The following is a 25,394-nucleotide window of genomic DNA, read 5'->3' as shown; positions in this document are numbered from 1 at the left end:
AGTACGGATGGACAAACAGACAACAGGAAGCGAGAGCAGCGGAACGCTGGTCGAAGGCGTCATGGCGACGATCCGCCAGCGGATCGCGGCGCGCAGCCTGACGCCGGGAGCGCAATTGCCGTCGATCCGCACCTTTGCCAAATCCATGCGAGTGTCCAAATCCACCGTGGTCGAAGCCTATGAGCGGCTCGCCGCCGAAGGTGCGATCCGCTCGCGGCCGGGCTCCGGATTCTATGCCGCCGGATCGCTGGCGCCGCTGTCGCTGGCCGAGATTGGTCCTCGCCTCGACCGCGCGGTCGACCCCCTCTGGATCTCACGCCAGTCCCTGGAGGCCGGCGACGACATGCTGAAACCCGGCTGCGGCTGGCTGCCGGCCTCGTGGATGCCGCAGGCAGGTCTGCGCCGGGCACTGCGCACGGTAGCGCGTGCCGACGATATCGCACTGGTCGATTACGGCACGCCGCTCGGCCTGCCACCGCTGCGGCAATTGCTGGCGCGGCGTATGGCCGGGCACGGCATCGAGGCCTCTCCCGGGCAGATCATGCTGACGGAATCAGGCACGCAGGCCATCGACCTGTTGTGCCGGTTCCTGATCGAGCCCGGCGACACCGTGCTGGTCGACGACCCCTGCTACTTCAACTTCCACGCTCTGTTGCGCGCCCACCGGGCCAAGGTCGTCAGTGTCCCCTACACGCCGTCGGGGCCGGATATCGATCTGTTCGCGCAAGCGTTGGCCGAGCACCGGCCGCGCCTCTACATCACCAATTCCGCCATCCACAACCCGACCGGCGCGGTGCTGTCGCCAGTCACCGCCCATCGGCTGCTCAAGCTCGCCGACCAATCGGATCTGACCATCGTCGAAGACGACATCTTCGCCGATTTCGAACATGCGCCCGCCCCGAGGCTGGCGGCGTTCGATGGTCTCAACCGCGTTGTCCACATCGGCAGCTTCTCCAAAACGCTTTCGGCGTCGGTTCGCTGCGGCTTCATCGCTGCACCGCGCGACTGGATCGAGCCCCTGACCGACCTCAAGATCGCCACCACCTTCGGCGGCGGCCGGCTCGCGGCCGAACTGGTGCTGACGCTGCTCAAGGACGGCAGCTACCGCAAGCATATGGATTTGCTGCGCGCGAAGCTTGCCCGCGCCATGGGCGAGACCAGCGTTCGTCTGAAGGCGATCGGTATCTCACCCTGGATCGACCAGCCGGCCGGCCTGTTCCTGTGGTGCAGCCTGCCGGATGGCGTCGATGCGGCTGAAGTGGCCCGCCGCGCTTTGGCCGACAACATCGTGCTGGCGCCCGGCAACGCATTCAGCCTGTCCGGAACGGCCAGCCGCTTCCTGCGCTTCAACGTCGCCCAATGCACGGACGAGCGGATTTTCACGGTGATCGAAGCTGCGATGGCGCGTTGATGCCCATCAAGCTGATCCTGTTGCCTGGGCAACCTTCGGCTGCTAGGGAACCGCGAGCGCACTCGAGAGAATGTCCGCGCAATCATTCCGGGATAGTGGTTATGGGAACCAGCAAGTCAGCAGACAAGTAGGCCGCAACAGCAGTTCGTTGTTGCGGCGGCCCGTCATTTCCCATTTTCAGTGAGAACGGCAGATCGCCGCCAAATGTAGCCATTTGAGCGGATGTTCAATCATGCCTTGTCCAAAAAACCCGACATGGACCACTTCCCTGCCAGCAGCCATGGTGCTGATGGCGCCCTTCGACATCCTGGCCTCGCTGGCCATGGATATCTACCTCCCGATCGTCCCGGCGATGCCGGGAATCCTCAAGACATCGCCTGATGTCATCCAGCTGACGCTGAGCCTCTACATGATCTGTCTTGGGCTCGGCCAAATCGTCTTCGGCCCGATTTCCGACAGGATCGGCAGGCGTCCGGTGCTGATCGGCGGCGCGCTTTTATTTGCAGGCGCTTCCGTCATGCTCGCCTGCACCTCGCTGGCCATGGTGTTCGTCGCCTTGCGGGTCGTGCAGGCCATCGGTGCATCCGCCATTCTCGTTGCGACCTTTGCAACGGTTCGCGACGTTTATGCGCAGAGGCCTGAAAGTGCCGTCATCTACGGCCTGTTCAGTTCGATGCTGGCCTTCGTGCCGGCGTTGGGGCCGGTTGCCGGTGCATTGATCGCCGACAATCTCGGCTGGCGCGCGATCTTCCTGACGCTCGGCGGTCTGGCGGTAGCCGCCACCCTCAACGCATGGCCGAGATGGCATGAAACACGGCCCATCAATGGCAACGACAGGCGAATGGCGTTTCGTCCCATTCTCTCCAGCTTAGCCTTCTGGACCTATACGCTCGGCTTCAGCGCCGCCATGGGCGCCTTCTTCGTGTTCTTTTCGACAGCGCCACGGGTGCTCATGGATCGCGCCGGCTTTTCACAGTTCGGTTTCAGTCTTGCCTTCGCCACCGCGGCGCTGGTGATGATCGTCACCACCCGCTTCGCCAGAAGGTTCATTGCAAGCTGGGGCATCGCCGGCAGTGCCATCAGGGGCATGGCGATGTTGCTGCTCGGCGCGGCTCTGCTGGCGGCCGGGCAACTGTTCGCGGCGCCGTCCTTCGAGACATTCGTCGGCCCGATGTGGGTCATCGCCGTGGGCATCGTCTTCACTGTTTCGGTCACCGCGAACGGCGCACTCGAGGCCTTCGGCGATGTCGCGGGAACCGCCGTCGCGCTCTACTTCTGCATCCAGAGCCTTGTCGTCGGCACACTCGGCACGCTGTTCATCATCCTGCTTGATGGAGACACGGCGTGGCCGCTGGTGGGCTACTGTTCGGTCATGGCGACGCTCACACTAAGCGCGCTGAGATATTTGCGGAAACGCCAAACCGAATAAACGGGACAGATGAGAAGCCTGGGCCGTTGGCGCAGGCTTCTCATCGCTGTCAGCGAGACGCCGCGCAAATCTCCCGCACGCAGTCGCGCAGCCAGCGTTGCGCCGGATCGGCATCGAGGCGCGGATGCCACAGCATGGAGATGGTGACCCCCGCGGTGGCAACCGGCAGGGGAAAACTGTGCATGCCGGCGCGTGCGCCCTCGGTATGCCGCTCCGGAACGCTGGCGATCAGGTCGGACGTGCGCGCCATGGCAAGGGCTGCCGAGAAACCGGAAACCATGCACACGACTGTCCGCTGCAGCCCGAGCAGGTTCAAAGCCTCGTCGATCGGCCCTTTCTCGCGGCCACGCCGTGAAACGCTGATGTGCCGGCCTGCCGCATAGCGCTCTGGCGTCACCGTGCCCTCGGTCAAGGGATGGCCCGTTCGCACGGCGCCGATGAAACGGTCGCGAAGCAATGCCTGGATGCGCACCTCCGGTCCGGTCTCGCCAGCGACGCCTATGTCCAAGTCGATCGCCGCGTCGCGCAACGACGTGACGTCCTTGCCGGACTTCGGTGCAAAGCGCAGCCGCACGCCGGGCGCATCGGCCTGGATACGGGCAACGAGACGAGGGGCGAACTCTTCGACGAAGCTCTCATTGGTGCGCAGCGTGAAGACCCTGTCCAGGCTCGGGAGATCGAGCAAGGTGGCAGGACGCAGCAGCGCCTCCGCATCCTGGACGACACGACCAGCCTGTTGTCGCAGTTCTTCCGCACGCGGCGTCGCCACCAAGCCGCGACCGGAGCGAACCAGCAGCGGATCGCCCGTCGCCTGGCGCAGCCGCGCCAGCGTCCGACTCATCGCCGAGGGGCTGAGGCGCAGGCGGTTGGCGGCGCGCGCCACGCTGCCTTCGGTCAGCAGGACGTCGAGAGCGAACAGCAGATTGAGATCGGGCGATGTCATCGGCGGATCATGGCATGATATGGCGCCAAACGCACGAGTAAGATGCAAACGCTGCGCCTTCCGCCACATCTGCCAAGGGACTAGATCTCCAGCAGTTCCGGTTATGGACTGATGGAAGGGGATCGCCGTGGCAATTGCCGAGCAAAATCTGGACGGGCGCGCATCGGCGCCGCCACGGATGCAATCCGCCCGCTGGGCGCTGGCAAGCCTGTCGCTCGCCACGCTGCTGTCGTCGTTGGGAACCAGCATTGCCAGCGTCGGGCTACCGTCGCTGATGCGGGATTTCGACGCGACGTTCCAGTCCGTGCAATGGGTGGTTCTGGCCTATCTGCTCGCCATCACCACACTGATCGTCAGCGCCGGACGGCTGGCCGACATGTTCGGGCGCAGGCCGTTGCTGCTTGGCGGTATCGCGCTGGTCACATCGGCATCGGTGCTCTGCGGCCTGGCGCCGACACTCTGGCTGCTGATTGCCGCACGCGCCGTGCAGGGACTTGGCGCGGCGCTGATGATGGCGCTGACGCTGGCCTTTGTCGCCGAAACCGTGACCAAAGACAGAATTGGCAGCGCCATGGGCCTGCTCGGCGCCATGTCCGCGATCGGCACGACACTTGGCCCTTCGCTCGGCGGCCTTTTGATCGCCGGCTTCGGCTGGCGAGCGATCTTCCTCGTCAATGTCCCGCTGGGTGTGCTCACCTTCGCTCTCGCCTGGCGTGCCCTGCCGGCACACAGCAAGACAGCGCAGCAGGTCGACCGAGGCACGTTCGATGTCGTGGGCACCGCCTTGCTGGCCTTGACGCTGGCCGCCTATGCACTGGCCATGACGCTGGGCAGAGGCAATTTCGGCGCACTCAACATCGGCCTGCTGATCGCTGCCGGCATCGGCGTGTTTCTCTTCGCCGTCGCGCAGGCGAGAGTGAAAAACCCCTTGATCCAGCTTGCCAGCTTCCGCGACCTCCAACTGAGCGCCAGTCTCGCCATGAGCCTCGTTGTCGCCACGGTGATGATGGCGACCCTGGTGGTGGCCCCGTTCTACCTGTCGCGAGGACTTGGGCTCGATGCCGCAATGGTCGGCCTCGCGCTGTCGACCGGGCCGCTCGTCTCGACCTTGTCGGCGCTGGTGGCCGGACGCCTGGCCGACCGCTTCGGCGCCCACCGGATGATGGTCGCAGGCCTGCTCAGCCTCGCGACAGGCACGTTCCTGCTGTCGCTCGCCGTGATCAGATTCGGCATTGCCGGCTATGTCGTTGCGATCACCGTCACCTGCATCGGCTATGCCCTGTTCCAGACATCCAACAATGCAGCCGTCATGACCGGTGTCGGCGCCGGCCAGCGCGGCGTCGTTTCCGGCCTGCTCAACCTTTCGCGCAACCTCGGGCTGATCACCGGCGCCTCGTTGATGGGCGCCATATTCGCCGTCGCATCGGCCAAAGGGCAGGAAGGCATTGGACTTCTGAGTTCCGAGGCCGCAGCACGGGGAATGCAGGTCACATTTCAGACGGCCACGGTGCTGGCGCTGGCTGCACTGTTCCTCGCACTGCTCTCGGCCCGCGCCGAGTTCAAGCGGCAGAGGCTGGTGGAAGTATCACAAGACCTCTGATTTTGCGCTCCAGGTGAACAGCCTCTCACGCCCCTGCCCGCTTGCGGCGTTCATAAAGCATGACCAGCGTTTCGGCCATCAAAGCAGGCTTTTCCTCGCCTTCGATCTCGACCGTGTTGGCGGCCTTCATCAGATACTGGCCGGGGCCCCTGTCCTCCATGGACAGCAGCGTGATGCGCAGTCTGATGCGGGCACCGACCTTGACCGGTGCCAGGAAGCGTACCTTGTCGAAGCCATAATTGAAGGCGGCCTGCGTATTCTCGGGCACGATGCCCATGCCGAGCGCCAGTGCGCCGATGATCGACAGCGTCAGATAGCCATGCGCGATCGTCGTGCGGAACGGGCTTTGCCGCCGCGCCCTTTCAGGGTCGACATGAATCCATTGATGGTCGCCGGTGCATTCAGCGAACTGGTTGATGCGGTTCTGGTCGACCGTCGTCCACTCCGACACGCCGAGTTCCAGCCCAGCCATCGTCCTCAACTGCTCGTAGGTAGGCGGCGTTTTAGGCCGTATTTCGTTCATTCCTGGTTTCCCGATCGCTTCCAGAGCCTCCGGACCACGAACTGACGGCCTCTGTCAATTCGCTCTGCGCGAATCCGTTCCGTCGATTTCGGCCGCAATCGTGCCACGCCGCCGGCGCAGTCGCAGGTCAAATCGGGCTTTCCGGGCTTCAGGGCGCTGCCGGCAGCAATGAGCCGGCCCCGGCCACATCCGCTACTTCTTCTCGTAGCCGGCGCGGATTTCCTCCATCGCCTCCTTGATGCGGGTGCGCAGGATGTCGACCGATTCGGCGCCGGATTTCTTGACCAGTTCAGCCACTTCGCCCGCATTCTTCAATGCGACTTCGAAAGACTTTCTGGCAAACTCCGTCTGTTTGGCCATCAGTTCCTGCGGATTGCCCGGCGCCCTGTAGCTTTGCGCGATATCGGTGACCTCGCGCAGCGTATCCTGCAGCATCTCGCGCTGCCGGGACAACAGCGAGGTGGCGCCGGCGGCACCGGCTCGTGCCGATTTCTCCAGCGCTTCGATGTTCTTGCGATGATGGGCGAGGATCGCCTCGACATCGACATTGGGCACCTTCAGGTCGCGGCCGAACCTGCCGAACATGTCCATGAAGGAATCGGATTCCGGTTGTTTTGCCATGCTCGTTTGCTCCCCTTTGCCGCATGATGCGGGCACCCTCGGCGGGAGAATAGCACTCGCATGCCGCGAGTCCATGAACGCGGAGGAATGAGCGCCAGTCGGGCCGCGCATCAATTCACGAGGAACAGCCGCTCGGCCACATAGAGCACGACACCGGCGAGGCCGCCGATGATCATGCCGTTGAAGCGGATGTATTGCAGGTCCTTGCCGATGTTCATCTCGATCAGCCGCGTCAGCTGGGCAAGGTCCCAGCGCTTGACCTGGTCGGCGATGAATGTCGACACGCCGTTCTTCTGACTCTCCACGAACGACGCCAGCGCCACCACGAACCCCTGGTTCATGTCGGCCCGGATCTGCGCATCGCCGGCAAGATGCCGCCCGACCTCGACGAACATGTTGGCAAGATGCGCGCGGATGACCGAATTCGGCGCCTTGGCGTCCTGCTCGATGAACTGGCTGAGGCTTGCCCACATGTCGCCGGCCAGTCCCCTGACTTCCGGCCGGGCCAGGAAATCGCGCTTCAGCTTCTCGGCACGTTTGGCATATTGCTTCGATGTCCTCAGCTTTTCGATGAAGCCTTGAGCGAAATGGTCGAATTCGGCGCGCATCGGGTGATCGGGATCGGCCCTCACCTCGTCGAGCAGCGAACCGGCCGAGGCGACGATCTTCTTCAGGAGATAGGCGTCGGCGCGGAACAGGTTGAACAGCGACGGCAGTTCCTCGCGGATCTTCTCGCGCATTGTCGCCAGCGCCTGTTCGTCATTGAGGAACCTGCCGATCACCTTGGTGAACTCGTCGAACAGTTTCTGGTGGCGGCGGTCGTCGGTGAGCGCGGAGAGCAGCTCGGCCGCGAGCGGCGCCAGCGGCACCTTTTCGATCTGTTCGAGCATGCGGCTGGTGACGAAGCCACGCAGGCCGGATTGCTCGACGGCGGCGAGCGTCTGCGGCACCAGCCGCACGACGAAGCGCGACAGGTCGACGGCGCGCTCCGCATCGGCCAGCCAGTCGGCGACGAGTGCCGAGAAATCCACCTCGGCGAGCTTTTCGCGCACCGGTTCAGGCGCCAGGAAGTTGACCTCGATGAAGCGGCCGAGATTGTCGGCGATGCGGTTCTGGTTCTCGGGTATGATGGCGGTGTGCGGGATCGGCAGCCCCAGAGGTCGCCTGAACAGCGCCACCACCGCGTACCAGTCGGCCAGCCCGCCGATGGTCGCCGCCTCGGCAAAGGCAGCGACGAAGCCGAGCCACGGGTGGATGTGCTCGAACGATTTGGCGAGCGCAAACACCGCCACGCAAAGCGCCAGCGCGGCGGCCGCGAGGAATTTCGTCCGCCGCAACGCGGAAAGCTTGGCATCCGCTTCGGCATCGAAACGGACCGGCGCCAGGGGCGAAGCCGATTGTGACATGGGTGAGCCGCTCCTCGTCGATCTCAGCCTATTTAGTGTTCCGAGCGCCGAAATACCCGCGACAGCGGGTTTCGTCCGGCATCTTCTCCGGCTGCGCACACAAAGTTGAGGAGAAAATTCATCTATCGCACGAAGCTAGTCTGGAATTATTCCAAGGTATAGGCCATATTCCGCCCGAGCCAATGTGGCGAATCCGGAAATTCGGGTCAAAGCCGCATCAGCAAGAATTTCCAGATCTGGCGTGGTTGCACCGCACCAGTACCTTGTGAGGACAAAATGCGGCTTACGCGCCAGACCAATTATGCCATGCGCATCTTGATGTATTGCGCGGCCAATGATGACCGATTGAGCCGCATCCCGGAGATCGCGGCCGCGTATTCGGTGTCGGAGCTTTTCCTGTTCAAGATCCTGCAGCCCCTGGTCGAGCACGGCCTTGTCCAGACCGTGCGAGGCAGGAATGGCGGCGTCAAGCTTGGCCGTGCCGCCGAAGCCATCAGCCTGTTCGATGTCGTGCGCGTGACGGAAGAGAGCTTCGCCATGGCTGAGTGTTTCGAGAACGACGCCGCCGAATGCCCGCTTGTCGACAGCTGTGCGCTGAACTCGGCGTTGCGCGAGGCGCTGAACGCGTTCTTCGCGGTGCTGGAGCGCTACACGATCGCCGATCTGGTGGCGGCGCGGCCGAATGTGCGCAACCTGCTCGGCATCGACATGCTGATGGAGCGCCGCGCCCCGGCTGCCTGAGCGTCTTTCTCCCCATTCTACGGGGAGAAATGCCCGGCAGGGCAATGAGGGGCGGCGGCGACTTCCACAATTGGCGCGCCCACAATTGGCGCGCAATGCCGGCCTCACCTGAATATCAACCGACCGAAGATTGCGGCAGCACGAACGGCATGTTCCCCGCCGGCAGGACGCCGACTTTTAGCCGGCAGTCGAACACTTTTTCGATCAGGTCATCGCTCAGCACATCCCGCGGCGACCCGGTGGCGGCGAGCCGGCCGCGATGCATGACGAAGATCCGGTCGGCATACATGGCCGTCAGATTGAGGTCGTGCAGGATGGCGACCACGCCGCCGCCCCTTCTGGCGAAGTCGCGGGCAATGTTCATGATGATCAGCTGGTGCTTGATGTCGAGGCTGGAAACCGGCTCGTCGAGGAAAAGGTAGCGCGGCTTGCCCTCGAGCACCGGCGCCCAGACCTGGCACAGCACGCGCGCGAGTTGGACGCGCTGTTGCTCGCCGCCGGAAAGCTCCTGGTAGAAACGTCCGGCAAAGCCGTCGAGATCGACACGTGCCAGCGCCCGTTCCGGCAGCCGCGCATCCTCGCCCGGCAAGACGCCCGAACGGCCGCCGACAAGTCCAAGCTTGACCACCTCTCGCACCGTGAACGGGAACGACAGCGTCGTCGCCTGCGGCAGCACCGCCCGATGAACCGCGGTCTCGACCGGCTTCATCGCCGAGAGATCGTGGCCGTTGAGCGCGACACGCCCGGTGTAGGCGAGTTCGCCGGAAATTGCCTTGAGGAAGGTCGTCTTGCCCGAACCATTGGGGCCGACGATGGCAGCGATCTCGCCGGGCCGCGCGTGGAAATCGACACCGGCGACGATAGGCTTGCCGGCGATATCAACCGAAACGTCCCTTGCCTCGATCATCCAAGCCTCACAGGTCGACTATGCCGCGCTTGCGCAGCAGGATCCAAAGGAAGAACGGCGCGCCTGCTATCGCGGTGACGATGCCGATCGGCAATTCGGCCGGCGCCACGATGGTACGCGCGACCGCATCGGCCAGCAGCAGCAGCGAGGCGCCGAGCAGCGCCGACGCCGGCAGCAGATAGCGATTGTCCGGACCGATCAGCAGGCGCAGCAGATGCGGCACCACGATGCCGACGAAGCCGATGCCGCCGCTGACGGCGACGGATGCGCCGACCGCGGCGGAGACGCCGATGATGGCCGTGTATTTCAGCCGCTGCACCGGAATGCCGAGATGACCGGCGGTCGCCTCGCCAAGCGCCAGCGCGTTGAGTCCACGTGCCAGGAACGGCATCGCCGCCAGCGCCAGCACGATGATCGGCCCCACCGACGCGATCTTCGCCCAGGTCGCCCCGCCGAGCGATCCGAGCTGCCAGAAGGTCAGGTCGCGCAACTGGCGGTCGTCGGCCATGAAGATGAGGATGCCGGTCAGCGCCATGGCGAGCGCAGCCAGTGCGATGCCGGCGAGCAGCATTGTGGCAACCGAGGTTTGCCCCCGTCGTGTCGCGACCTGATAAAGCACCAGCGTGGTGGCGAGCCCGCCACAGAAGGCCGCCAGCGGCAGTGCAAGCGTGCCGAGCAAGGCGGTCACCGGAGCCAATATTGTGGCGCCGAGCACGATGACGGCAACCGCGCCGAGGCTGGAGCCGGCCGAGACGCCGATCAGGCCGGGGTCGGCCAGCGGATTGCGGAACAGTCCCTGCATGACCGCACCGGAGACCGCGAGCGCCGCGCCGACCAGCATGCCGAGGATAATACGCGGCAGGCGGATGTCGTAGACGATCAGGCTATCGCGGGCGCTCAACGCGGCGTTGTCAGGCACTGTGCCGAACAGCCAGTCGCCAATAACGTTGACGGCCGAAGCGTCCGAAGCCCCCGATGTCAGCGACAGAAAAATGGCAGCCGCGAGCCCCAGGCACAGCAGAAGGATGACGATGCGGGCGCGGCCCGACCGGTCGCCTTCGGATACGCTTGCCATCACCGGGCCGGCGATCGATTGATCGACCATGATCCGCCCGTTCAGTCCGTGACCTGCCCGCCATAAAGCGAGACAGCGAGGTCGTGGATGGCATCGGCCGTGCGTGGCCCGAAGCCGAGCAGATAGGCACCGTCGATGCGGATCAGCTTGCGCGCCGTTCCGGCCGGCGTCGAGGCGATCGACGGATTGCCGAACAGTTCGTCGTCCGACACCGGAGGCCCGGCATTGCTCATCATCAGGATCACGTCCGGTCTGGCGGTTATGATCGCCTCGTCGGACATTTGCTTGTACCCGGAAAAGCCCTCGACCGCGTTGACGCCGCCAGCCAGCTTGACCATACCGTCGGCCGCGGTCTCGCTGCCGGCCGCCAGGATCTTGCCGCCCTGTATCGACAGCACGAACAGGATGCGCTTGCGCTCCTTGATCGACGCCGTCTGCTTCTCGGCTGCCGTAAGCTTGGCATCGAGCTCCCCGGCGAGCACCTCGGCCTTGGCGTCGACGCCGAGCGCCTTGCCGACGATACGGACCTTTTCGAGGATGCCTTCGTGGCTATAGTGTTCGGGCACTTCGATGAACGGGACGCTCGTCTTCTTCAAGACATCGACGGCTTGCTTGGGACCGCTGCCATGCAGCGCCAGGATGCCGGTCGGGTTAACCGACAGCACCCCCTCCGGCGACAGCGCGCGCATGTAGCCGACATCGGGCAGCTCAAGCGCCGCCTTTGGGTACCGGCTGGTGGAATCGCGAGCCACCAGATGCTTTTCCTCGCCGAGCGCATAGACGATCTCGGTGATCGAGCCGCCAACGGCCACGATTTTCGAAGGATCGGCAAACACGGCCGTGCCTTCCATGGCGCTGGCGGATTGCAATGCGATAACAGCCGTGGAGAGACCGATCACCGACCCGAAAATAGATCCGCGCACGGTCGACAATCTTGGGAAAAAACGCATCGCATTTTCCTCAGGCTGCGGTCGGGCTTGGGATGCGCGGCAGGTTTTCCGCCAGGAAGCGCCAGTCGTCCCGCTCGCTTTCGCCTTCATGACGCTTGCCGAAGAACTGGATGAACATCTTGCCGTCGACGTCATAGACCTCAAGCGAGGTGACATGACCGTCCTTGGTCGGCTTGCGCACCGCCCAGACCTCCTGGATGTGGTCGGTCCGCAAATGCAGGTGGAAGGTTTCGTCCAGCACGTTGATCCATGGCCCCATCGGCTTGATCGACTTGATCGGACCGGAATGGATCTGGATACAGCCGCGGTTGCCGACAAAGCACATGATCGGCATCTCGCCCTCCGCAGCGTGATGAAACATGGCACGGGCGGCATCATTGTCGAGCTGCCAGGCATAGTCTTGCCCGACCAGGCGGACCGCCTGCCGGCGGCTGAGCTTCAGCGTCTTCAGCATGCCGAAGAACTGGTGCACATCGGTCAGCCGGCTCCAGCGGTCGCGGAGATCGTCGAGATTGGCGGTCGTTTCGTCGCCATAGATCTCGTCATCGGGGAGTGGTCCTGAAATGTCGACCGTCGGCTCCTGATTGGACGATTCGAGCGCGGCAACCAGTTTCTGATAGGCATAGAGGCTGGAGGCCGGACGCAAATGCACCTTGTGCACGGCCTCGCCCGCCGCATCGAAAAACTGCAGGCTGCGGCGGATTTCGTCGCCGTCTCGCTTCTCGACGGCAAAGCCGTGTGCCCAGACCTTCGGGAAGATGCGCAGGTCGATGTTTTCGCCAAGCACCATGGCATTGTGGTTGCCGGTGACGACTTTGTCATAGACGCCGATCTTCTCGTGCACCGCGCTTTCATTGCGGGTCAGCGCCATGACCTCGCCGACGGCTTCGAGACCGGTCAAAAGATCGTTGACGCGTGGCTCGACACGGACGACGCCGTCGCCGCAGTGGGCTGCGACCAGCTCGGCCTCCGAAATGCCGAGCTGGGCGGCGAGATCACGCTCGCGCGTCTTCGGATTGTCTGTCCGTGCCCGCCGGATTTCATGCGGGGCGGGTTTTACGCGCTGGTCCATGTCTTGGTCCCTGTGGCCTTGCCTTACTTGTTGAGAATGAGCTTGCCCTGGCGGGTGATCTTCAGCCGATAGAGCGCGCCATGATGCTCGATGCCGATCTCGTGCTCGCCCTGGAACAGGGTGTTGCTGGACAGGGTTCGCACCGCCAGCGGAACCCGGTCGAAACGGGCGGAGGCATCGTCGGAGCGGCGGACGCGATAGCGAAAATCGTTGGGATTGTGGGTGTTCATCTGGATGGATCCCTTTCCTGTGCCGGGCGTCTGGCTAGGCGTTGCGTAATCCGATTCATTTCTTGACTTGAATAATCATGTTTACTAGTCAGTGCAATACCGGATTAAATGCGTCAACATTTAAGACCCCGGACATGATCAAAAATGCCAGCCAGCCCCGGGCCAGCCAGCATGAAACCTGGACTTTGGAGTTGGGGCATGGGGATTGTGACTTGGGAATGGCGCGGCCGGTCGGCGGCGAACGGCGCAGCGGCTTTGCTGGCAAGCGTGGCGGCGATCGCCTTGTCGGCGCAGCTGGCCAACGCTCAGCAGGCGGCGCAGCCGGCGGACCAGCAGACAGATCAAACGAAGAAGGCCGACGAAGAAAAGGCGGCACAAGCGGGCGCAACGCTGCTCGACAAGATCCTCGTCATCAGCCGCACCGGCGAGACGGCGATCGAATCGCTGGCATCGACCAGCCATGTCGGCCAGGAACAGCTCGACCGCCGCATGGCGACGACGCCGAATGAGATGCTGCTCGGCGTGCCCGGCGTCGCCGCGCAGGCCGACGCCAGACGCGTCAGCACCAGTATCAACATCCGCGGCTTGCAGGATTTCGGCCGCGTCGCGGTGATCGTCGACGGCGCCCGTCAGAACTTCCAGCGTTCCGACCACGGCACACAGTCGACCTTCTACATCGACCCCGAACTCGTCAAATCCGTCGACGTGATCCGCGGTCCTGTCGCCAACACCTACGGCTCGGGCGCCATCGGCGGCGTTGTCTTCTTCGATACCAAGGACGCCGAGGATTTCCTCAAGCCGGAAGAAACATGGGCCGGCTCCGTCACGGGACGCTATGAGAGCAACGGCAAGGGCTGGACAACAAGCGCATCCGGTGCCTACCGCCTCAACGAGAACTGGGATGTGCTCGGCAACATCGTCTACCGCAACTATGACGACTACAAGGATGGCGGTGGCGACACGGTCAAGGGCACCGGCTTCGATGTGCTGAGCGGTCTGCTCAAGACCACCATCCGCCCGACCGACAACAGCGAACTGAAGCTCGGTTGGGTCGACTCAAGCGACGGCTGGAACGAGATCAGCGGCGGCGTGCCGGTCAATGACGTCGACCTGAAGTCGAACACCTTCACCGCCCGCTACAACATTACGGATGAGGACAAGAGCTGGCTCGATCTCCATATCAACACCTCCTACAACAAGACCAATCTCGATCTGACCAGCCTCGTGCCTCTCAACCGGTTTGATCCGAGCACCGGCCTTCCAGTTGTTTTGCCGGCTGGCTCGACATCGACATTCGACATCGGCACGACCAGCATCGACATTTGGAACACGTCCAGATTCGAGACCGCGGGAATCGCGCACGAACTGACCTATGGCGGCGACTGGGCCGGCGATAACGTCGAGACCGGCGGCACGGCCGGTGGCGACAGCTTCTATACGCCTTCCGGTAAGCGGAAAGTCTCCGGCGCCTATGTCCAGGACAAGCTCACCTGGGAGTGGCTCGAAGTCATCGCCGGGCTGCGTTACGACAATTACAGCCTCAAGGATGACACACACGAAACGTCGGGGGACCGGTTGTCGCCGCGCATCACCGTCGGCGTCTCGCCTTTCGACAGCGCCAGCCTTGCCGGCCTGCAATTCTACGGCACCTATGCGGAAGGATACCGGTCACCCTCCCTGTCGGAAACACTGATCAGCGGTCGCCATCCGGCGGGTGTCACCTTCCCGTTCCTGCCCAATCCCAATCTGCGGCCGGAAACCGGAAAGACCGTCGAATTCGGCCTCAACTACAAGCAGAATGACATCCTCGAAGCCGGCGATGCGCTGCGCATCAAGGCAGCCTATTTCAACAACGATGTCGAAGACTACATCGATGGCGTTACCCTGTCGCGGTTTGACCCGACAGCCGGCTGCCCGAGCGGACCCGGTATCCCGATATGCTTCCAGTACCAGAATTTTGCCAAGGCCAAGATCGACGGCTTCGAACTTGAGGGCGTCTATGATGCCGGATGGGGCTATGCCGGGCTTTCGGCCTCAATCACCAATGGTCATACCATTTCCTACAGGGACGTTCGGGCCGATCTGCTGACCATCCCCTCATCCCAGGTCACCGCGCAGCTCGGCTTGCGCTTCCTCGAGGACAAGCTAACCGTGGGCGGCGAAGTGCAATACAATGGCAAGCCCAAGGGCAACCCGATCGCCGAGGACTACACGCTGGTCAATGCTTTTGCCAGCTACCAGGCGACGGACAATTTGAAGATTGATTTCCGCGCCGACAATCTGTTCGATGTCAAATACGCCAACCCGCTCAACCTGACCACGGCCGGCCAGCCGCCGCAGCCGGTCTTCGCGGCCTACGAGCCCGGCGTCACCCTGAAGCTGGCGGCGACGATGCGATTTGGAGGCTGATTACCATGACGAGCTTGATGACATCCCTTCGTCTGCTGACCTCGATGCTGGCGATGTCGCTTGCGATGGTTCCGGCGTGGGCACAAGAGTCCGCGCCGGTCCCCGCACTCACCCTAGAACTCAATGGTGCGCAACCTTCCGACAAGGGTTGCCGCCTGACGTTCGTGGTCAACAACAATCTCGGCGCCGACCTGTCCAAGGCGGCGTTTGAGATCGCCTTGTTCAACGAGGCAGGCGTCGTCGACCGGCTGACCGTGCTCGATTTCAAGGAATTGCCGGCGGGCAAGACCAAGGTGACGCGTTTCGATCTGGCCGGCACCGAGTGCTCGAAAGTCAGCCGCGTGCTGATCAACAGCGCGACCGAATGCACCGGTACCGGCGTCGAACCGAACGCCTGCATGCGCAAGCTGAAGACGGACACCAAGACCGGTATCGCTTTCGGCGTCTGAGGTGGGACTGCATCCCGCATTCCTGCAAAACAATGCGGCGTGGCCAGTTGCCGGCCACTGCCGACTGCCGCTGCGAGTGAACGATCTTGATTTGACAATTCTGCTCTTGTCGCTGCAGGTCTCGCGGCGAGACATGCAGGATATCAGTCCCCTCCCCGAAGCCAGCGCCGAGCTGGCGATAGAGCCAACCGAGCCGCTCGCGCTACCGCGGCCATCGGCCTGGAACCGCAAGTGGACGGCGGCGATCGTCGTCTCCTGCCTGCTCCATGCCGCGGTGGCAGCGGCCTTTCTGATCTCCCCTACGGGGATTTCCAGTTTCCAAGATGCCGAGCAGCCGGAAGGCAGTGAACAGTCGGGCACCAACGTGGTCGGCAGCGCGCTGGACAAGGACCCGACGGCAATAGACGTTGCACTGGTGCCCAGCCCGCAACCGGCCAAACCACAGCCGGCAACGCCGCCCAAGCCGTCGCCGCCAACGGAGCCTTCGCAACCCGCGAAGGACGCAGCAAAGCCGCTCAAGCCTTTGCCGGAACCTGTCAAACAGCAGACGGTGACGCCCGACATATTGGTGGCCGGCGCCCCTCGCCCCGATGACCAGAGCGTTGCTCCCAAGGCCGAAACGCCGGCGCAGCCGACCGTGCAGGCCGAGAGCGCCGAAGTGCCTGTCGCCGTTCCAGAGCAGCCACCGATCCCCAGCGCCAGGCCAACGTCGGCAGCTGCCCCTTCAAAGACGGCGGATGAGAAGCGCGGCACGGCGAATGGCGAGGACCGGTCGGCGCAAGCAGCCAGCAAGGGCAAAAGGCAAAAAGAGGCAGGCACGGCCGCGGAAGACAACTACCGCGGCGATGTTTTTAGAAAACTCGGCAGCGTCAATCGCACCCTCCCGCCTTCCCTACAGCTGGCGGCACGCAACAATGCGGTTGTCACATTCGTCATAGGCAGGAAGGGCAACATAAACGAGTTGCGCATCCTGGAGACCTCAGGGTCGGCGGCTTTCGATCAGGCGGCGCTTGGCATTGTCCGCAAGGCAGCCCCCTTCCCTCCGATTCCACCACAGGCCGCAAGCGCAAATTTGGAGTTCGAGACCGAAATCGGCCCATTTTGAATGTGCGCAGAACAAACGCTGCAGCCGCCAATCATCAACATCCGCACGAAAGGAACCGCCATGTACATCGCCATGAACCGCTTCAAGGTGCAGACCGGCTCGGAGAACGACTTCGAAGCCGTCTGGAAGAACCGCGATTCCACCCTTGCGGAGATGAAGGGGTTTAGGGAGTTCCATCTGCTGCGTGGCCCGGTCAACGAGACCGAAGGCTACACGCTTTTCGCGTCGCACACGCTGTGGGCCAGCCACGACGATTTCATCGCCTGGACCAAGTCCGAGAATTTCCGCGCCGCCCATCGAAATGTCGGCACGACGAAGGTCCACTATCTCGGCCACCCCCAGTTCGAGGGCTTTTCGGTCGTCGAAGGCGCTTAAATACTGGCCGGGATCAAGCTCCGGCCAGCAGGCTCGCATTGCCGCCGGCGGCGGTGGTGTCGACGCAGACAGCCCGTTCATGTGCATAGGCCGCCGGGTTCAGTACCTCGCTGACCAGCGGCACGATCGGGCCGGAGCGGTCGGCGATGACCTTGCGCACGATGCGTGCAGCCTCCGGCGTGCCCGAAAAGGCGACGACATCGACGCGCAGTGAGCGTGCTTCGACCGGATCCGGCCGACCATCGATGGCGGCCAGCGGCAAGCCCTTGCCGGTCAATGGGGAAAGGGCAGCCGGTGCGCCGGGCGCCACGGCCAGCACCGCATTGCCGGCGGCGAGCGCCTGGATCGTCTGCGCAAGCAGCGTATCGCCATCGGGACCAAGGCACAGCACCCGTCCGCGTGGCGACAGCGACAGCGTGTTGGCCTCGCCGGTTGGTCCGGCCAGGTCGACCTGGCCGAAATCGATGCCGGCGGCCGCACCTATGGCCGCAGCACCCTTGCCGCGCAGATGCTTCCTCAGAATGGCGATCCGGTCCGGACGCGTCGACCAGCCGCCAAGTGTGGGATCGGGCAGATTGTCGGCAAGCTCGGTCGCCGTGACCTTATGGCCATCCTGCAAATGGGTGCCAGCCTCCGGCCCTTTGCGGAACCGGCGGAGGTAGTGCGGGCCGCCGGCCTTCGGCCCGGTGCCTGAAAGCCCCTCGCCACCAAACGGCTGCGAGCCGACCACGGCGCCGATCTGGTTGCGGTTGACGTAGATGTTGCCGGCATGAATGCCGTCGACGAAATGCTGGACGCGACCCTCGATGCGGGTGTGCAGGCCGAAGGTCAGGCCATAGCCCTTGCGGTTGATGGCGGCGATGACCGCGTCGATTTCGTCGGCGTCGAACGTAGCGACATGCAGCACCGGCCCGAACACCTCGCGCTCCATGTCCTCGATGCCCTTGACCCGGAAGACGTGCGGCGGGACGAAGCGCCCCTCCTTGGGTGCTTCGAGCTTGGCGATCAGCCGGCCCTGCAAGCCCATTTTCGTGCAGTACTCGCGGATAGAGCTTTGCGCCTCGTCGTCGATGACAGGGCCGACATCGGTCGAAATCCGCCAGGGATCGCCGATGCTGAGCGCCTCCATGGCGCCCTTCAGCATCTCCAGCATTTTCTTCTCCACGTCCTTCTGCACATAGAGCACGCGCAGTGCCGAGCAACGCTGGCCGGCACTCTGGAATGCCGAGGCGAGGATGTCGCGCACCGCCTGTTCGGGCAGCGCGGTGGAATCAACGATCATGGCGTTGAGGCCGCCCGTCTCGGCGATCAGCATGGCGTTGGGCGCGGCCGTCTTGGCCAGTTGCTTCTCGATCAGCTTGGCGACCTCGGTCGAGCCGGTAAAGCAGACGCCGGCGATGCGCGGATCTGATGTAAGCGGCCCGCCGACCGACGGGCCGTCGCCAGGGAGCAACTGGATGACGTCTTCCGGCACACCGGCCTCGCGCAGCAGCTCGACAGCCCGGAAGGCGATCAGCGGCGTCTGCTCGGCCGGCTTGGCGATGACCGAATTGCCGGTGACAAGTGCGGCCGCGATCTGGCCGGTGAAGATGGCGAGCGGGAAATTCCACGGCGAAATGCACACGATGGCGCCGCGCGCTTGCGTGCCCGCCTCCGCATTGGCCGCCTCAGTGGCGTAGTAGCGCAGGAAGTCGACCGCCTCGCGCACTTCGGCGACGCCGTCGGCCAGCGATTTGCCGGCCTCGCGGGTGGCGAGTGCAAAGAACTCGACGGCATTGGCTTCATAGAGATCGGCGGCACGGTTGAGGATGGCAGCGCGCTCGGCGACGGAACGTTTTGCCCATGCCGGCTGCGCTTCCACCGCAAAGCGCACGGCGGTCGCGACTTGCTTGGCGGCGGCTTCGCTGACCGTACCGACCACTTCGGAAGGCTTTGCTGGGTTGACTATGGGACGCTGCTTGCCGTAGCCGGCGGCACGGGTGATCGGCTTGGCATGCCAACGATCCGGCCCAGCGAAGGCCGCCCTGGCCTTGTCGATCGCCGCCAGCGTCACCGTGTCGGTGATGTCGAATCCTTTCGAATTGCGACGCCCGGCCCCAAAAATCTCGGAAGGCCGGGCAATCGCCGGATTGGCGGCCGGACCCTGGCTCTCGACCGTTTCGAGCGGATCGCGCGCAATGTCCTCCGGCTCGACGTCCTCGTCGGTCAGCTGGTGCACGAAGGAGGAATTGGCGCCGTTCTCCAGCAACCGGCGGACTAGATAGGCCAGCAGATCGGAATGCGCACCGACCGGCGCGTAGATGCGGCAGCGCGTGCCTTCGGACCGGCGCACCGTCTCGTGCAGCGCCTCGCCCATGCCGTGCAGGCGCTGGAACTCGAAGGAATCGCGATTATCCGCCATCGCCAAGATGGCGGCGACGGTGTGGGCATTGTGGGTGGCGAATTGCGGATAGATGCGGTCGGTCATCGATAGCAGCTTTTTCGCGCAAGCCATGTAGGAAACGTCGGTGTTGGTCTTGCGGGTGAAGACGGGATAGCCTGACAGTCCGAGCGTCTGCGCCCGCTTGATCTCGGTGTCCCAATAGGCACCCTTGACCAGCCGCACCATGATGTTGCGGTCGTATTTCCTGGCCAGCGCATAGAGCCAATCGATGGCGAAGGCCGCGCGTGGCCCATACGCTTGCACCACCACGCCGAAGCCGTTCCAGCCGGCGAGCTCCGGCTCGGCCAGCACCCGCTCGATGACGTCGAGCGACAGATCGAGGCGATCGGCCTCCTCGGCATCGATGTTGAGGCCCATACGCGAATGGCGCGCGGCAAGCGCCAGCGACAAGAGCCGCTCGGCCATCACAGGCAGCATCTCTTCCTTCTGCGCCACCTCGTAGCGAGGATGCAGCGCCGAAAGCTTGACCGAAATGCCGTGGTTCTGCCTGATGTCAGGACCGTTGGAGCCGGAATCGAGCGACGAAATCGCGTCGGCATAGGCCTTGTGATAGCGCAAGGCGTCGGCCTCGGTGCGGGCCGCCTCGCCCAGCATGTCGAAGGAATAGAGGTAGCCCTTCTGCGTCATCGGCCGGCCGCGCTTGACGGCTTCCGTGATGGTGCGGCCGAGCACGAACTGCTCGCCCATCTCGCGCATGGCGGCGGCCACCGCCTTGCGGATGACCGGCTCGCCCAACCGCCGCACCATCGAGCGCAGCGTGCCTTCGATGCCGCCCTCGCCCTCATCGAGGACGCGGCCGGTCAGCATCAGCGCCCAAGTCGAGGCGTTGACGAAGATGGAGCTCGAACCGCCCGAATGCGCCGACCAGTCGTGCGGCGCGATCTTGTCGGCGATGAGGTCGTCCATCGTTTCGGTATCGGGCACGCGCAACAGTGCCTCGGCCAGGCACATCAGCGCGACGCCTTCCTTGGTGGAGAGACCATAGGCCGAGAGGAAGACTTCCATCAGCCGGGGATCGGACGAACCGCGCACCGCCCGCACCAGATCGGCGGCGCGGGCCGAGATCGCCTTGCGGTCTTTCCCGGAGAGCGCCGTCGCGTCGGCAAGCCGCTTCACGGCCTCGTCTTCATCGGGCAGGTAGTTGGCGCGGATCTGCTGGCGGATGGCATCGAGCGCTGGCATGGCGGTCCCATGGATCGAGCAAAGGGATCGGGCCGGCGGTCACCGGACCGAATGGTGGAAGCTAGCACAGATGCGAATTTTCAATCGGTCCGAAGAAATCGACATTGCAGGTCATTCGATCTATCGTAGCAGCTCAAAACCGACATATGGACTGCATTTTCGATGACAGAAGACCGATTGGACCGCATCGACAGGAATATCCTGGCGGCGCTGGCAAGCGATGGCCGGCTTTCGATGTCAGAACTGGCGGCAAACGTCGGCCTGTCGAAAACGCCGGTGCAGGCGCGGGTGAAGCGGCTGGAGAAGGACGGCTACATCAGGGGCTACCAGGCGATCATCGACCGCGAGCGCATGGGCGAAGGCCATGTTGCATTCGTCCAGGTGAAATTGTCCGACACCAGGTCCGCCGCGCTCGATGCCTTCAACCGATCCGTGCAGGCCGTGCCGGAAATCGAGCAGTGCCACATGATGGCGTCGAGCTTCGACTATCTGCTGAAAGTCCGCACCAGGGACATCGCCGCCTACCGCCGCGTCCTCGGCGAACGCATCTCGGCCCTGCCCCACGTCGCCCAGACCTCGACCTTCGTGGCGATGGAGACAGTCAAGGATCGATGACCATGATCCCGAAAAGTGGAAGCCGGTTTTCGGACAAGATCATGGTCAAACGTAGAGCCCCATCCCGATACATCGGGATGGATCGGGCTCTAACTCACTCCGAAAGCGTCTTCAGGAAAGCCACCAGCGCCGCACGTTCACGATCCGACAGCCCCAGCGGATGAACTTCGGACGTACCCTCCACGCTGGGTGCAGCCTTGGCGTAGTGCGCCACGACCTCGTCGAGCGACGAAAACTGCCCGGCATGCATGTAGGGCGACCGCGTTGCCGCACCGCGCAGCGATGGCGTCTTGTAGGCGCGAACGAGTTCGGGCGCATCCTTGACCATGAAGCGCAACTCGCCGCAGGCGCTGGCGTCGCCATCGCGATAGGCGCCGAAGCAGTTGAACGGGTCCGCCTCGACTTGGCGCACGGCATCGATACGGCCGCGATCCGGCGGCAGGCCCGCAACGGATGGCACGCCGGTGTTGTGGAAGCTGTTGTCGGTGAAGCGCGGGCCGTTATGACAGGTCACGCAATTGGCCTTGCCGATGAACAGTTTAAGTCCAAGGATTTCTTGTTTGGAAAAGACAGCATCGCCCTTCGGCTCGGCACCGGTGGCGAGGTCCAGCGCAAAGCGGTCGAAACGCGTCGGCGCCGGCTCGATCGAGCGTTCGAAGGCGGCGATCGCCTTGCCGATATTGGCAAAGACGCCGTCGATTGCGCTGCGCTGCGCGCCGCTCATCGCATTCCAGGCCGCCTTCTCGGCATCGTTTCCAAGCGGGCTGGCATTCGACGGCATGCCCGAAAGATCGGGCAGCGGCCCGAAGATGCGCTCATAGCGCTCGCCGAAGCGCGCCTTGATGTAATGCGCGTAGGCGGTGCGGTTTCCCGCCTGCTCCAGCGGGTTTTCGAGCGGCGTCAGCGCTTGCGCCCACAGGCTGTCGCGGCGGCCGTCCCAGAAGAACCAGGGATCGCGCGCGACGCCGGCCAGCGGCATGGTCCGCCGGCTGGTACGGCCGACGCCGACGGCTTGCGGCAGGTCGTCCTGGAACTGGCGGTCGATCTTGTGGCATGTCGAACAGGATATCGACCCGTCACCGCTCATGCCCTGGTCGAAGAACAGCGTCGAGCCGAGTGCGGCAGCCGCCGGCACGTCGGCAAAACGATCGGTGGTGTCGGGCTTGAGCGCCGGCAGCGACGACAGCGCCAGCGAGGCGATGGTCGTCTTCTCGGCGTCGGAAAAATCCGGCTTCGTGCAGCCGGTAAGGACAACGGCCACCATTAGCGCCAGAAAACGCGAACGCCGCCTCATGTCCTGCTCACAGCACCACGTTGAAGAGCACCGTATCGGAGCCTGCGGTGGCCGAGATGGCGAAATGCAGCTGCCACCAGCCGCTCATGGTGAATTTCACCCCTTCGATCCGGTAACGCCCGTCGCCGAGATAGTCGGTCGCTTGCGGGCTGGTCGGCAGGCCGTGACTGTGCAGCGGCATGCCGCCGGAGATCGCGATCGCCGCCCCTTCCACCGGAGCTCCAGCCTTTGTCTTCAGCGTCAGCAGCCAGGATTGCAGTTGGCCTAGCCGCACAACGCCTCGCTCCGGCGCGAAGCTTGCCACGAACAGCCCGTTGGCGGTGTTCTTCGTCCGAGAGACATCCGGGCCGGCGGGCCGCGCCGACCGCGGCGCCGTCAGGTAAACGACCGCGAGAATGCCGACCAGCAAGGCAGCCAGACCAAGACCTGCCAGAAGATAACGCCATATCGATGCCAAACCGGTTCCTCTTCTGCAGACAACGCTCTGCCGAACGGATCGCATCCCGCCAGCCTGTGGGAAAACGCTGTGGCGGAAAAAACCCTGCTTGCCAAGCATGGCGCTGCCGGTGGCAAAAAGCTACAGCACCGAGATCACTGGAGGATTGCAGATGGCGGGAAACGGCGTCGCCTCGATCGGCGAATGCATGCTCGAACTGTCGGGCCAGACGGGACCGAACTGGCGCATAGGCTTTGCCGGCGACACGTTCAACACGCTGTGGGCGCTGCATGCACTGAGCGCTGAGCGGCCGGCAACCTATGTCTCGGCCTTCGGCGACGATCCATTCTCGCAAGGCCAGATCGATTTCTTCGCTGAAAACGGCATCGGCATCGGCTCCAGCCCGCTCATAGCGGGCGCGCGGCCCGGCCTCTATGCCATCACGCTGACGGGAGCCGAACGTTCCTTCACCTATTGGCGTGGCGACGCCGCCGCGCGGCAGCTTGTCTCGGACCCGGCCGCATTATCGAAAAACCTGGAAAATCAGGCACTTGTCTATTTTTCCGGAATCACTTTGGCAATTCTGGACGAAGCCGCGCGCGCTGAGTTGCTGGCCGCCGTCGCCAAGGCGCGTTCGGCTGGTTCACTTATCGCCTTCGACCCCAACTATCGGCCGCGGCTCTGGCGTGAGCGCGAGGATGCGCAGGCAGCGATCGTCGAAGCCCTTGCCGTCACCGACATCGCATTGCCGACCTTCCCCGACGAGCAGATGCTGTTCGGCGATCCAACACCGCAAGCCACAGCGAAGCGGCTCGGGCAACTCGTCGGCGAGGTCGTCGTCAAGAACGGCGAAGCACCGGCACTGATTGCCCAAGCAGGAACGCTGCGCGAAGTCCCGGCAATCCATGTCGCCGCTCCCGCCGATACGACGGGCGCCGGCGATTCCTTCAACGGCGGCTATCTTGCGGCTCGACTTGCCGGCCACGACCCGCTTGAAGCAGCACGCCGTGCGCATCGCGTCGCCGCCGCCGTGGTGCAGGTGCGCGGCGCGCTGGCGCCGTTCGAGACGCTGCGCGCGGCCTTCGCCGGCTAAAGTCTGTTGCGATTCAGGTCAGGCGGGCTTCACCTGAACATTGGCAGGCCTCAGGGCAGACGGAATCTGTATTCCGTCACGTGGTGGTAGATCGCGCCCGGCCACAGCGTCGCCTGCGGGAAATAAGGCCGGTTCGGCGCGTCCGGCCAAATCTGCGGCTCCAGGCAGAAGCCGCAAAAAGCCTTGTAGTCGCGGCCTTCCAACCCGGTGCGCGGCGTCACGTACTGGCCGGTATAGAGCTGGACGCCCGGCTCAGTGGTCCAGACCTCCATCTCGACACCGGAACTGGCGCCTTGCGCCCATGCCGCCTGCTTGAGCGGCCCGCGTGCCGAAGCGAGGCAGAAATTCTGGTCGTAGGGCAGCTGTTCGCCCTCGGTCTCCATGCGCAGCGGCCGCGCCTGGCGGAAATCGAACGGCGTACCGTCAACCGGCTTGACCACGCCGGTCGGGATCATGTCGCCATCGACCGGCAGGTAGGCGCCGGCATTCAGCATCATCCTGTGGTCGAGAATGTCGCCGGCGCCGCCATCATCCAGGTTGAAATAGGAATGCTGGGTCAGATTGCACAGCGTCGGCTCCTCGCAGGTGGCGGTCAGCTCGACGCTGAGCGTGCCGGGGATCTTCAACCGGTAGGTGCAAGTGACATCGAGCGCGCCGGGAAAGCCCATCGCGCCGTCGGGATCGTGCAACGTCAGCGTGACGAAATCCCTGCCATGCAACGAAACCGTCCACGGCCTGTGAGAATAGCCTTGCGAGCCGCCATGCAGCGTATGCTTGTCGAGGAAGTTTTGCTCGGTCTGGTAGCGGCTGCCGGCGATGGTAAAGCGGCCGTCGCGGATGCGGTTGGCATAGCGGCCGACAACCGCTCCAAAGAAGCCCGTATCCGTCTCGTAGGCCGCCAGATTGTCGTAGCCAAGCACCAGCGGCGCATCGTGCCCGGTCAGGCGCAGATCCTGGATGATCGCGCCCAGACCGATGATGTTGGCGGTGATACCGCCGCCCCTGATCGTGAAGCGACGCACCGGCTCGCCTGCCTGCGTCGTGCCGAAAACCTCGCCGTCCTTCATCGCCATGCCCGTAAATGC

The 25,394-nt window shown here is 63.9% G+C and carries 23 protein-coding genes; 10 read left to right on the top strand and 13 right to left on the bottom strand.

Features of this window, described 5'->3' with window-relative positions:
• Positions 1–7 precede the first annotated feature (7 nt).
• Together NKH06_RS00975 and cml are read left to right on the top strand one after the other, a co-directional pair.
• Entirely contained in the window at positions 8–1,411 is a 1,404-nt protein-coding gene (locus NKH06_RS00975; protein WP_023812235.1) for an aminotransferase-like domain-containing protein, read from the top strand.
• A gap of 232 nt (positions 1,412–1,643) precedes the next feature.
• Positions 1,644–2,840: a CmlA/FloR family chloramphenicol efflux MFS transporter gene (gene cml, locus NKH06_RS00970; protein WP_352891895.1), complete on the top strand. Its 1,197-nt coding sequence runs from the start codon at positions 1,644–1,646 to the stop codon at positions 2,838–2,840.
• 49 nt (positions 2,841–2,889) lie between these two features.
• Here the strand turns inward: cml and NKH06_RS00965 are convergent, their stop codons facing one another.
• Entirely contained in the window at positions 2,890–3,783 is an 894-nt protein-coding gene (locus NKH06_RS00965) for a LysR family transcriptional regulator (RefSeq protein WP_352439888.1), read from the bottom strand.
• 127 nt (positions 3,784–3,910) lie between these two features.
• Here NKH06_RS00965 and NKH06_RS00960 point away from each other — a divergent pair, with 127 nt between their 5' ends.
• A complete protein-coding gene (locus tag NKH06_RS00960; RefSeq protein ID WP_352439887.1) occupies positions 3,911–5,383 on the top strand; it encodes an MFS transporter in 1,473 nt (490 codons plus the stop codon).
• Positions 5,384–5,408: 25 nt separating this feature from the next.
• Here NKH06_RS00960 and NKH06_RS00955 read toward each other — a convergent pair whose 3' ends face one another.
• The 3 genes from NKH06_RS00955 to NKH06_RS00945 form a co-directional block, all read right to left on the bottom strand.
• On the bottom strand, positions 5,409–5,906 hold the full coding sequence (locus NKH06_RS00955; protein ID WP_352773750.1) for a MaoC family dehydratase: 498 nt from the start codon (positions 5,904–5,906) through the stop codon (positions 5,409–5,411).
• 192 nt (positions 5,907–6,098) lie between these two features.
• A complete protein-coding gene (locus NKH06_RS00950; RefSeq protein WP_352773749.1) occupies positions 6,099–6,527 on the bottom strand; it encodes a phasin family protein in 429 nt (142 codons plus the stop codon).
• A gap of 110 nt (positions 6,528–6,637) precedes the next feature.
• Positions 6,638–7,933 carry a DUF445 domain-containing protein gene (locus NKH06_RS00945; RefSeq protein ID WP_352891893.1) on the bottom strand — a complete coding sequence of 432 codons (1,296 nt, stop codon included), beginning with the start codon at positions 7,931–7,933 and terminating at the stop codon, positions 6,638–6,640.
• Between the two features lie 276 nt (positions 7,934–8,209).
• Between NKH06_RS00945 and rirA the strand changes: the two genes are divergently transcribed.
• Positions 8,210–8,674 carry an iron-responsive transcriptional regulator RirA gene (rirA, locus tag NKH06_RS00940; protein ID WP_352627958.1) on the top strand — a complete coding sequence of 155 codons (465 nt, stop codon included), beginning with the start codon at positions 8,210–8,212 and terminating at the stop codon, positions 8,672–8,674.
• Between the two features lie 115 nt (positions 8,675–8,789).
• On the opposite strand, the gene NKH06_RS00935 is transcribed toward rirA, so the two are convergent.
• From NKH06_RS00935 to hemP, 5 genes are read right to left on the bottom strand one after another with little or no spacing between them, the layout of a single operon-like run.
• Complete coding sequence (locus tag NKH06_RS00935) at positions 8,790–9,581, bottom strand: heme ABC transporter ATP-binding protein (protein ID WP_352773747.1); 792 nt, start codon at positions 9,579–9,581, stop codon at positions 8,790–8,792.
• Positions 9,582–9,588: 7 nt separating this feature from the next.
• Positions 9,589–10,686 (bottom strand): FecCD family ABC transporter permease, encoded by a 1,098-nt coding sequence (locus NKH06_RS00930; protein WP_352773746.1) that lies wholly within the window; start codon positions 10,684–10,686, stop codon positions 9,589–9,591.
• An 11-nt stretch (positions 10,687–10,697) separates the two neighbouring features.
• Positions 10,698–11,606, bottom strand: a complete 909-nt coding sequence (locus NKH06_RS00925; protein ID WP_352773745.1) for a heme/hemin ABC transporter substrate-binding protein — start codon at positions 11,604–11,606, stop codon at positions 10,698–10,700.
• 10 nt (positions 11,607–11,616) lie between these two features.
• A complete protein-coding gene (locus tag NKH06_RS00920; RefSeq protein ID WP_352891892.1) occupies positions 11,617–12,678 on the bottom strand; it encodes a hemin-degrading factor in 1,062 nt (353 codons plus the stop codon).
• A gap of 23 nt (positions 12,679–12,701) precedes the next feature.
• Positions 12,702–12,908, bottom strand: a complete 207-nt coding sequence (hemP, locus tag NKH06_RS00915) for a hemin uptake protein HemP (RefSeq protein WP_023757683.1) — start codon at positions 12,906–12,908, stop codon at positions 12,702–12,704.
• A 198-nt stretch (positions 12,909–13,106) separates the two neighbouring features.
• Here hemP and NKH06_RS00910 point away from each other — a divergent pair, with 198 nt between their 5' ends.
• The 4 genes from NKH06_RS00910 (at position 13,107) to hmuQ (ending at position 17,246) form a co-directional block, all read left to right on the top strand.
• Positions 13,107–15,317, top strand: a complete 2,211-nt coding sequence (locus tag NKH06_RS00910) for a TonB-dependent hemoglobin/transferrin/lactoferrin family receptor (RefSeq protein ID WP_352891891.1) — start codon at positions 13,107–13,109, stop codon at positions 15,315–15,317.
• Between the two features lie 5 nt (positions 15,318–15,322).
• A complete protein-coding gene (locus NKH06_RS00905) occupies positions 15,323–15,766 on the top strand; it encodes a hypothetical protein (protein ID WP_023812248.1) in 444 nt (147 codons plus the stop codon).
• Positions 15,767–15,857: 91 nt separating this feature from the next.
• Positions 15,858–16,871 (top strand): TonB family protein, encoded by a 1,014-nt coding sequence (locus NKH06_RS00900; RefSeq protein ID WP_352891889.1) that lies wholly within the window; start codon positions 15,858–15,860, stop codon positions 16,869–16,871.
• A 60-nt stretch (positions 16,872–16,931) separates the two neighbouring features.
• Positions 16,932–17,246, top strand: a complete 315-nt coding sequence (gene hmuQ, locus NKH06_RS00895) for a heme-degrading protein HmuQ (RefSeq protein ID WP_352891952.1) — start codon at positions 16,932–16,934, stop codon at positions 17,244–17,246.
• 13 nt (positions 17,247–17,259) lie between these two features.
• Here hmuQ and putA read toward each other — a convergent pair whose 3' ends face one another.
• Entirely contained in the window at positions 17,260–20,871 is a 3,612-nt protein-coding gene (gene putA / locus NKH06_RS00890) for a bifunctional proline dehydrogenase/L-glutamate gamma-semialdehyde dehydrogenase PutA (protein ID WP_352891888.1), read from the bottom strand.
• A gap of 162 nt (positions 20,872–21,033) precedes the next feature.
• Between putA and NKH06_RS00885 the strand changes: the two genes are divergently transcribed.
• On the top strand, positions 21,034–21,486 hold the full coding sequence (locus NKH06_RS00885) for an Lrp/AsnC family transcriptional regulator (protein ID WP_352891886.1): 453 nt from the start codon (positions 21,034–21,036) through the stop codon (positions 21,484–21,486).
• 94 nt (positions 21,487–21,580) lie between these two features.
• Here the strand turns inward: NKH06_RS00885 and NKH06_RS00880 are convergent, their stop codons facing one another.
• Positions 21,581–22,780: a cytochrome-c peroxidase gene (locus NKH06_RS00880; protein ID WP_352439884.1), complete on the bottom strand. Its 1,200-nt coding sequence runs from the start codon at positions 22,778–22,780 to the stop codon at positions 21,581–21,583.
• A gap of 7 nt (positions 22,781–22,787) precedes the next feature.
• Positions 22,788–23,237, bottom strand: a complete 450-nt coding sequence (locus NKH06_RS00875) for a FixH family protein (RefSeq protein WP_023812254.1) — start codon at positions 23,235–23,237, stop codon at positions 22,788–22,790.
• A gap of 151 nt (positions 23,238–23,388) precedes the next feature.
• On the opposite strand from NKH06_RS00875, the gene NKH06_RS00870 reads away from it, so the two are divergent.
• On the top strand, positions 23,389–24,309 hold the full coding sequence (locus NKH06_RS00870) for a sugar kinase (RefSeq protein WP_128304045.1): 921 nt from the start codon (positions 23,389–23,391) through the stop codon (positions 24,307–24,309).
• 50 nt (positions 24,310–24,359) lie between these two features.
• Here NKH06_RS00870 and NKH06_RS00865 read toward each other — a convergent pair whose 3' ends face one another.
• Positions 24,360–25,382: an aldose epimerase family protein gene (locus tag NKH06_RS00865; RefSeq protein WP_023812255.1), complete on the bottom strand. Its 1,023-nt coding sequence runs from the start codon at positions 25,380–25,382 to the stop codon at positions 24,360–24,362.
• Between the last annotated feature and the right edge of the window lie 12 nt (positions 25,383–25,394).

This window comes from Mesorhizobium sp. M1342 (genome assembly GCF_040317955.1).
In the GTDB taxonomy this organism is placed as follows: Bacteria; Pseudomonadota; Alphaproteobacteria; order Rhizobiales; family Rhizobiaceae; genus Mesorhizobium.
The sequence above is the reverse complement of the archived record's forward strand: the minus strand, read 5'-3'. Positions and strand labels throughout refer to the sequence as shown.

Bases quoted from the DNA above. Each gene is read 5' to 3' on its own strand.
- NKH06_RS00905 (WP_023812248.1), top strand. From the start codon at position 15,323: ATGACGAGCTTGATGACATCCCTTCGTCTGCTGACCTCGATGCTGGCG.
- NKH06_RS00865 (WP_023812255.1), bottom strand. From the start codon at position 25,382: ATGGCGATGAAGGACGGCGAGGTTTTCGGCACGACGCAGGCAGGCGAG.
- NKH06_RS00945 (WP_352891893.1), bottom strand. From the start codon at position 7,933: ATGTCACAATCGGCTTCGCCCCTGGCGCCGGTCCGTTTCGATGCCGAA.
- NKH06_RS00955 (WP_352773750.1), bottom strand. From the start codon at position 5,906: ATGAACGAAATACGGCCTAAAACGCCGCCTACCTACGAGCAGTTGAGG.
- hemP (WP_023757683.1), bottom strand. From the start codon at position 12,908: ATGAACACCCACAATCCCAACGATTTTCGCTATCGCGTCCGCCGCTCC.
- NKH06_RS00880 (WP_352439884.1), bottom strand. From the start codon at position 22,780: ATGAGGCGGCGTTCGCGTTTTCTGGCGCTAATGGTGGCCGTTGTCCTT.
- NKH06_RS00930 (WP_352773746.1), bottom strand. From the start codon at position 10,686: ATGGTCGATCAATCGATCGCCGGCCCGGTGATGGCAAGCGTATCCGAA.
- cml (WP_352891895.1), top strand. From the start codon at position 1,644: ATGCCTTGTCCAAAAAACCCGACATGGACCACTTCCCTGCCAGCAGCC.
- NKH06_RS00950 (WP_352773749.1), bottom strand. From the start codon at position 6,527: ATGGCAAAACAACCGGAATCCGATTCCTTCATGGACATGTTCGGCAGG.
- rirA (WP_352627958.1), top strand. From the start codon at position 8,210: ATGCGGCTTACGCGCCAGACCAATTATGCCATGCGCATCTTGATGTAT.
- NKH06_RS00920 (WP_352891892.1), bottom strand. From the start codon at position 12,678: ATGGACCAGCGCGTAAAACCCGCCCCGCATGAAATCCGGCGGGCACGG.
- hmuQ (WP_352891952.1), top strand. From the start codon at position 16,932: ATGTACATCGCCATGAACCGCTTCAAGGTGCAGACCGGCTCGGAGAAC.
- NKH06_RS00935 (WP_352773747.1), bottom strand. From the start codon at position 9,581: ATGATCGAGGCAAGGGACGTTTCGGTTGATATCGCCGGCAAGCCTATC.
- NKH06_RS00885 (WP_352891886.1), top strand. From the start codon at position 21,034: ATGACAGAAGACCGATTGGACCGCATCGACAGGAATATCCTGGCGGCG.
- NKH06_RS00910 (WP_352891891.1), top strand. From the start codon at position 13,107: ATGGGGATTGTGACTTGGGAATGGCGCGGCCGGTCGGCGGCGAACGGC.
- NKH06_RS00925 (WP_352773745.1), bottom strand. From the start codon at position 11,606: ATGCGTTTTTTCCCAAGATTGTCGACCGTGCGCGGATCTATTTTCGGG.
- NKH06_RS00975 (WP_023812235.1), top strand. From the start codon at position 8: ATGGACAAACAGACAACAGGAAGCGAGAGCAGCGGAACGCTGGTCGAA.
- NKH06_RS00870 (WP_128304045.1), top strand. From the start codon at position 23,389: ATGGCGGGAAACGGCGTCGCCTCGATCGGCGAATGCATGCTCGAACTG.
- putA (WP_352891888.1), bottom strand. From the start codon at position 20,871: ATGCCAGCGCTCGATGCCATCCGCCAGCAGATCCGCGCCAACTACCTG.
- NKH06_RS00965 (WP_352439888.1), bottom strand. From the start codon at position 3,783: ATGACATCGCCCGATCTCAATCTGCTGTTCGCTCTCGACGTCCTGCTG.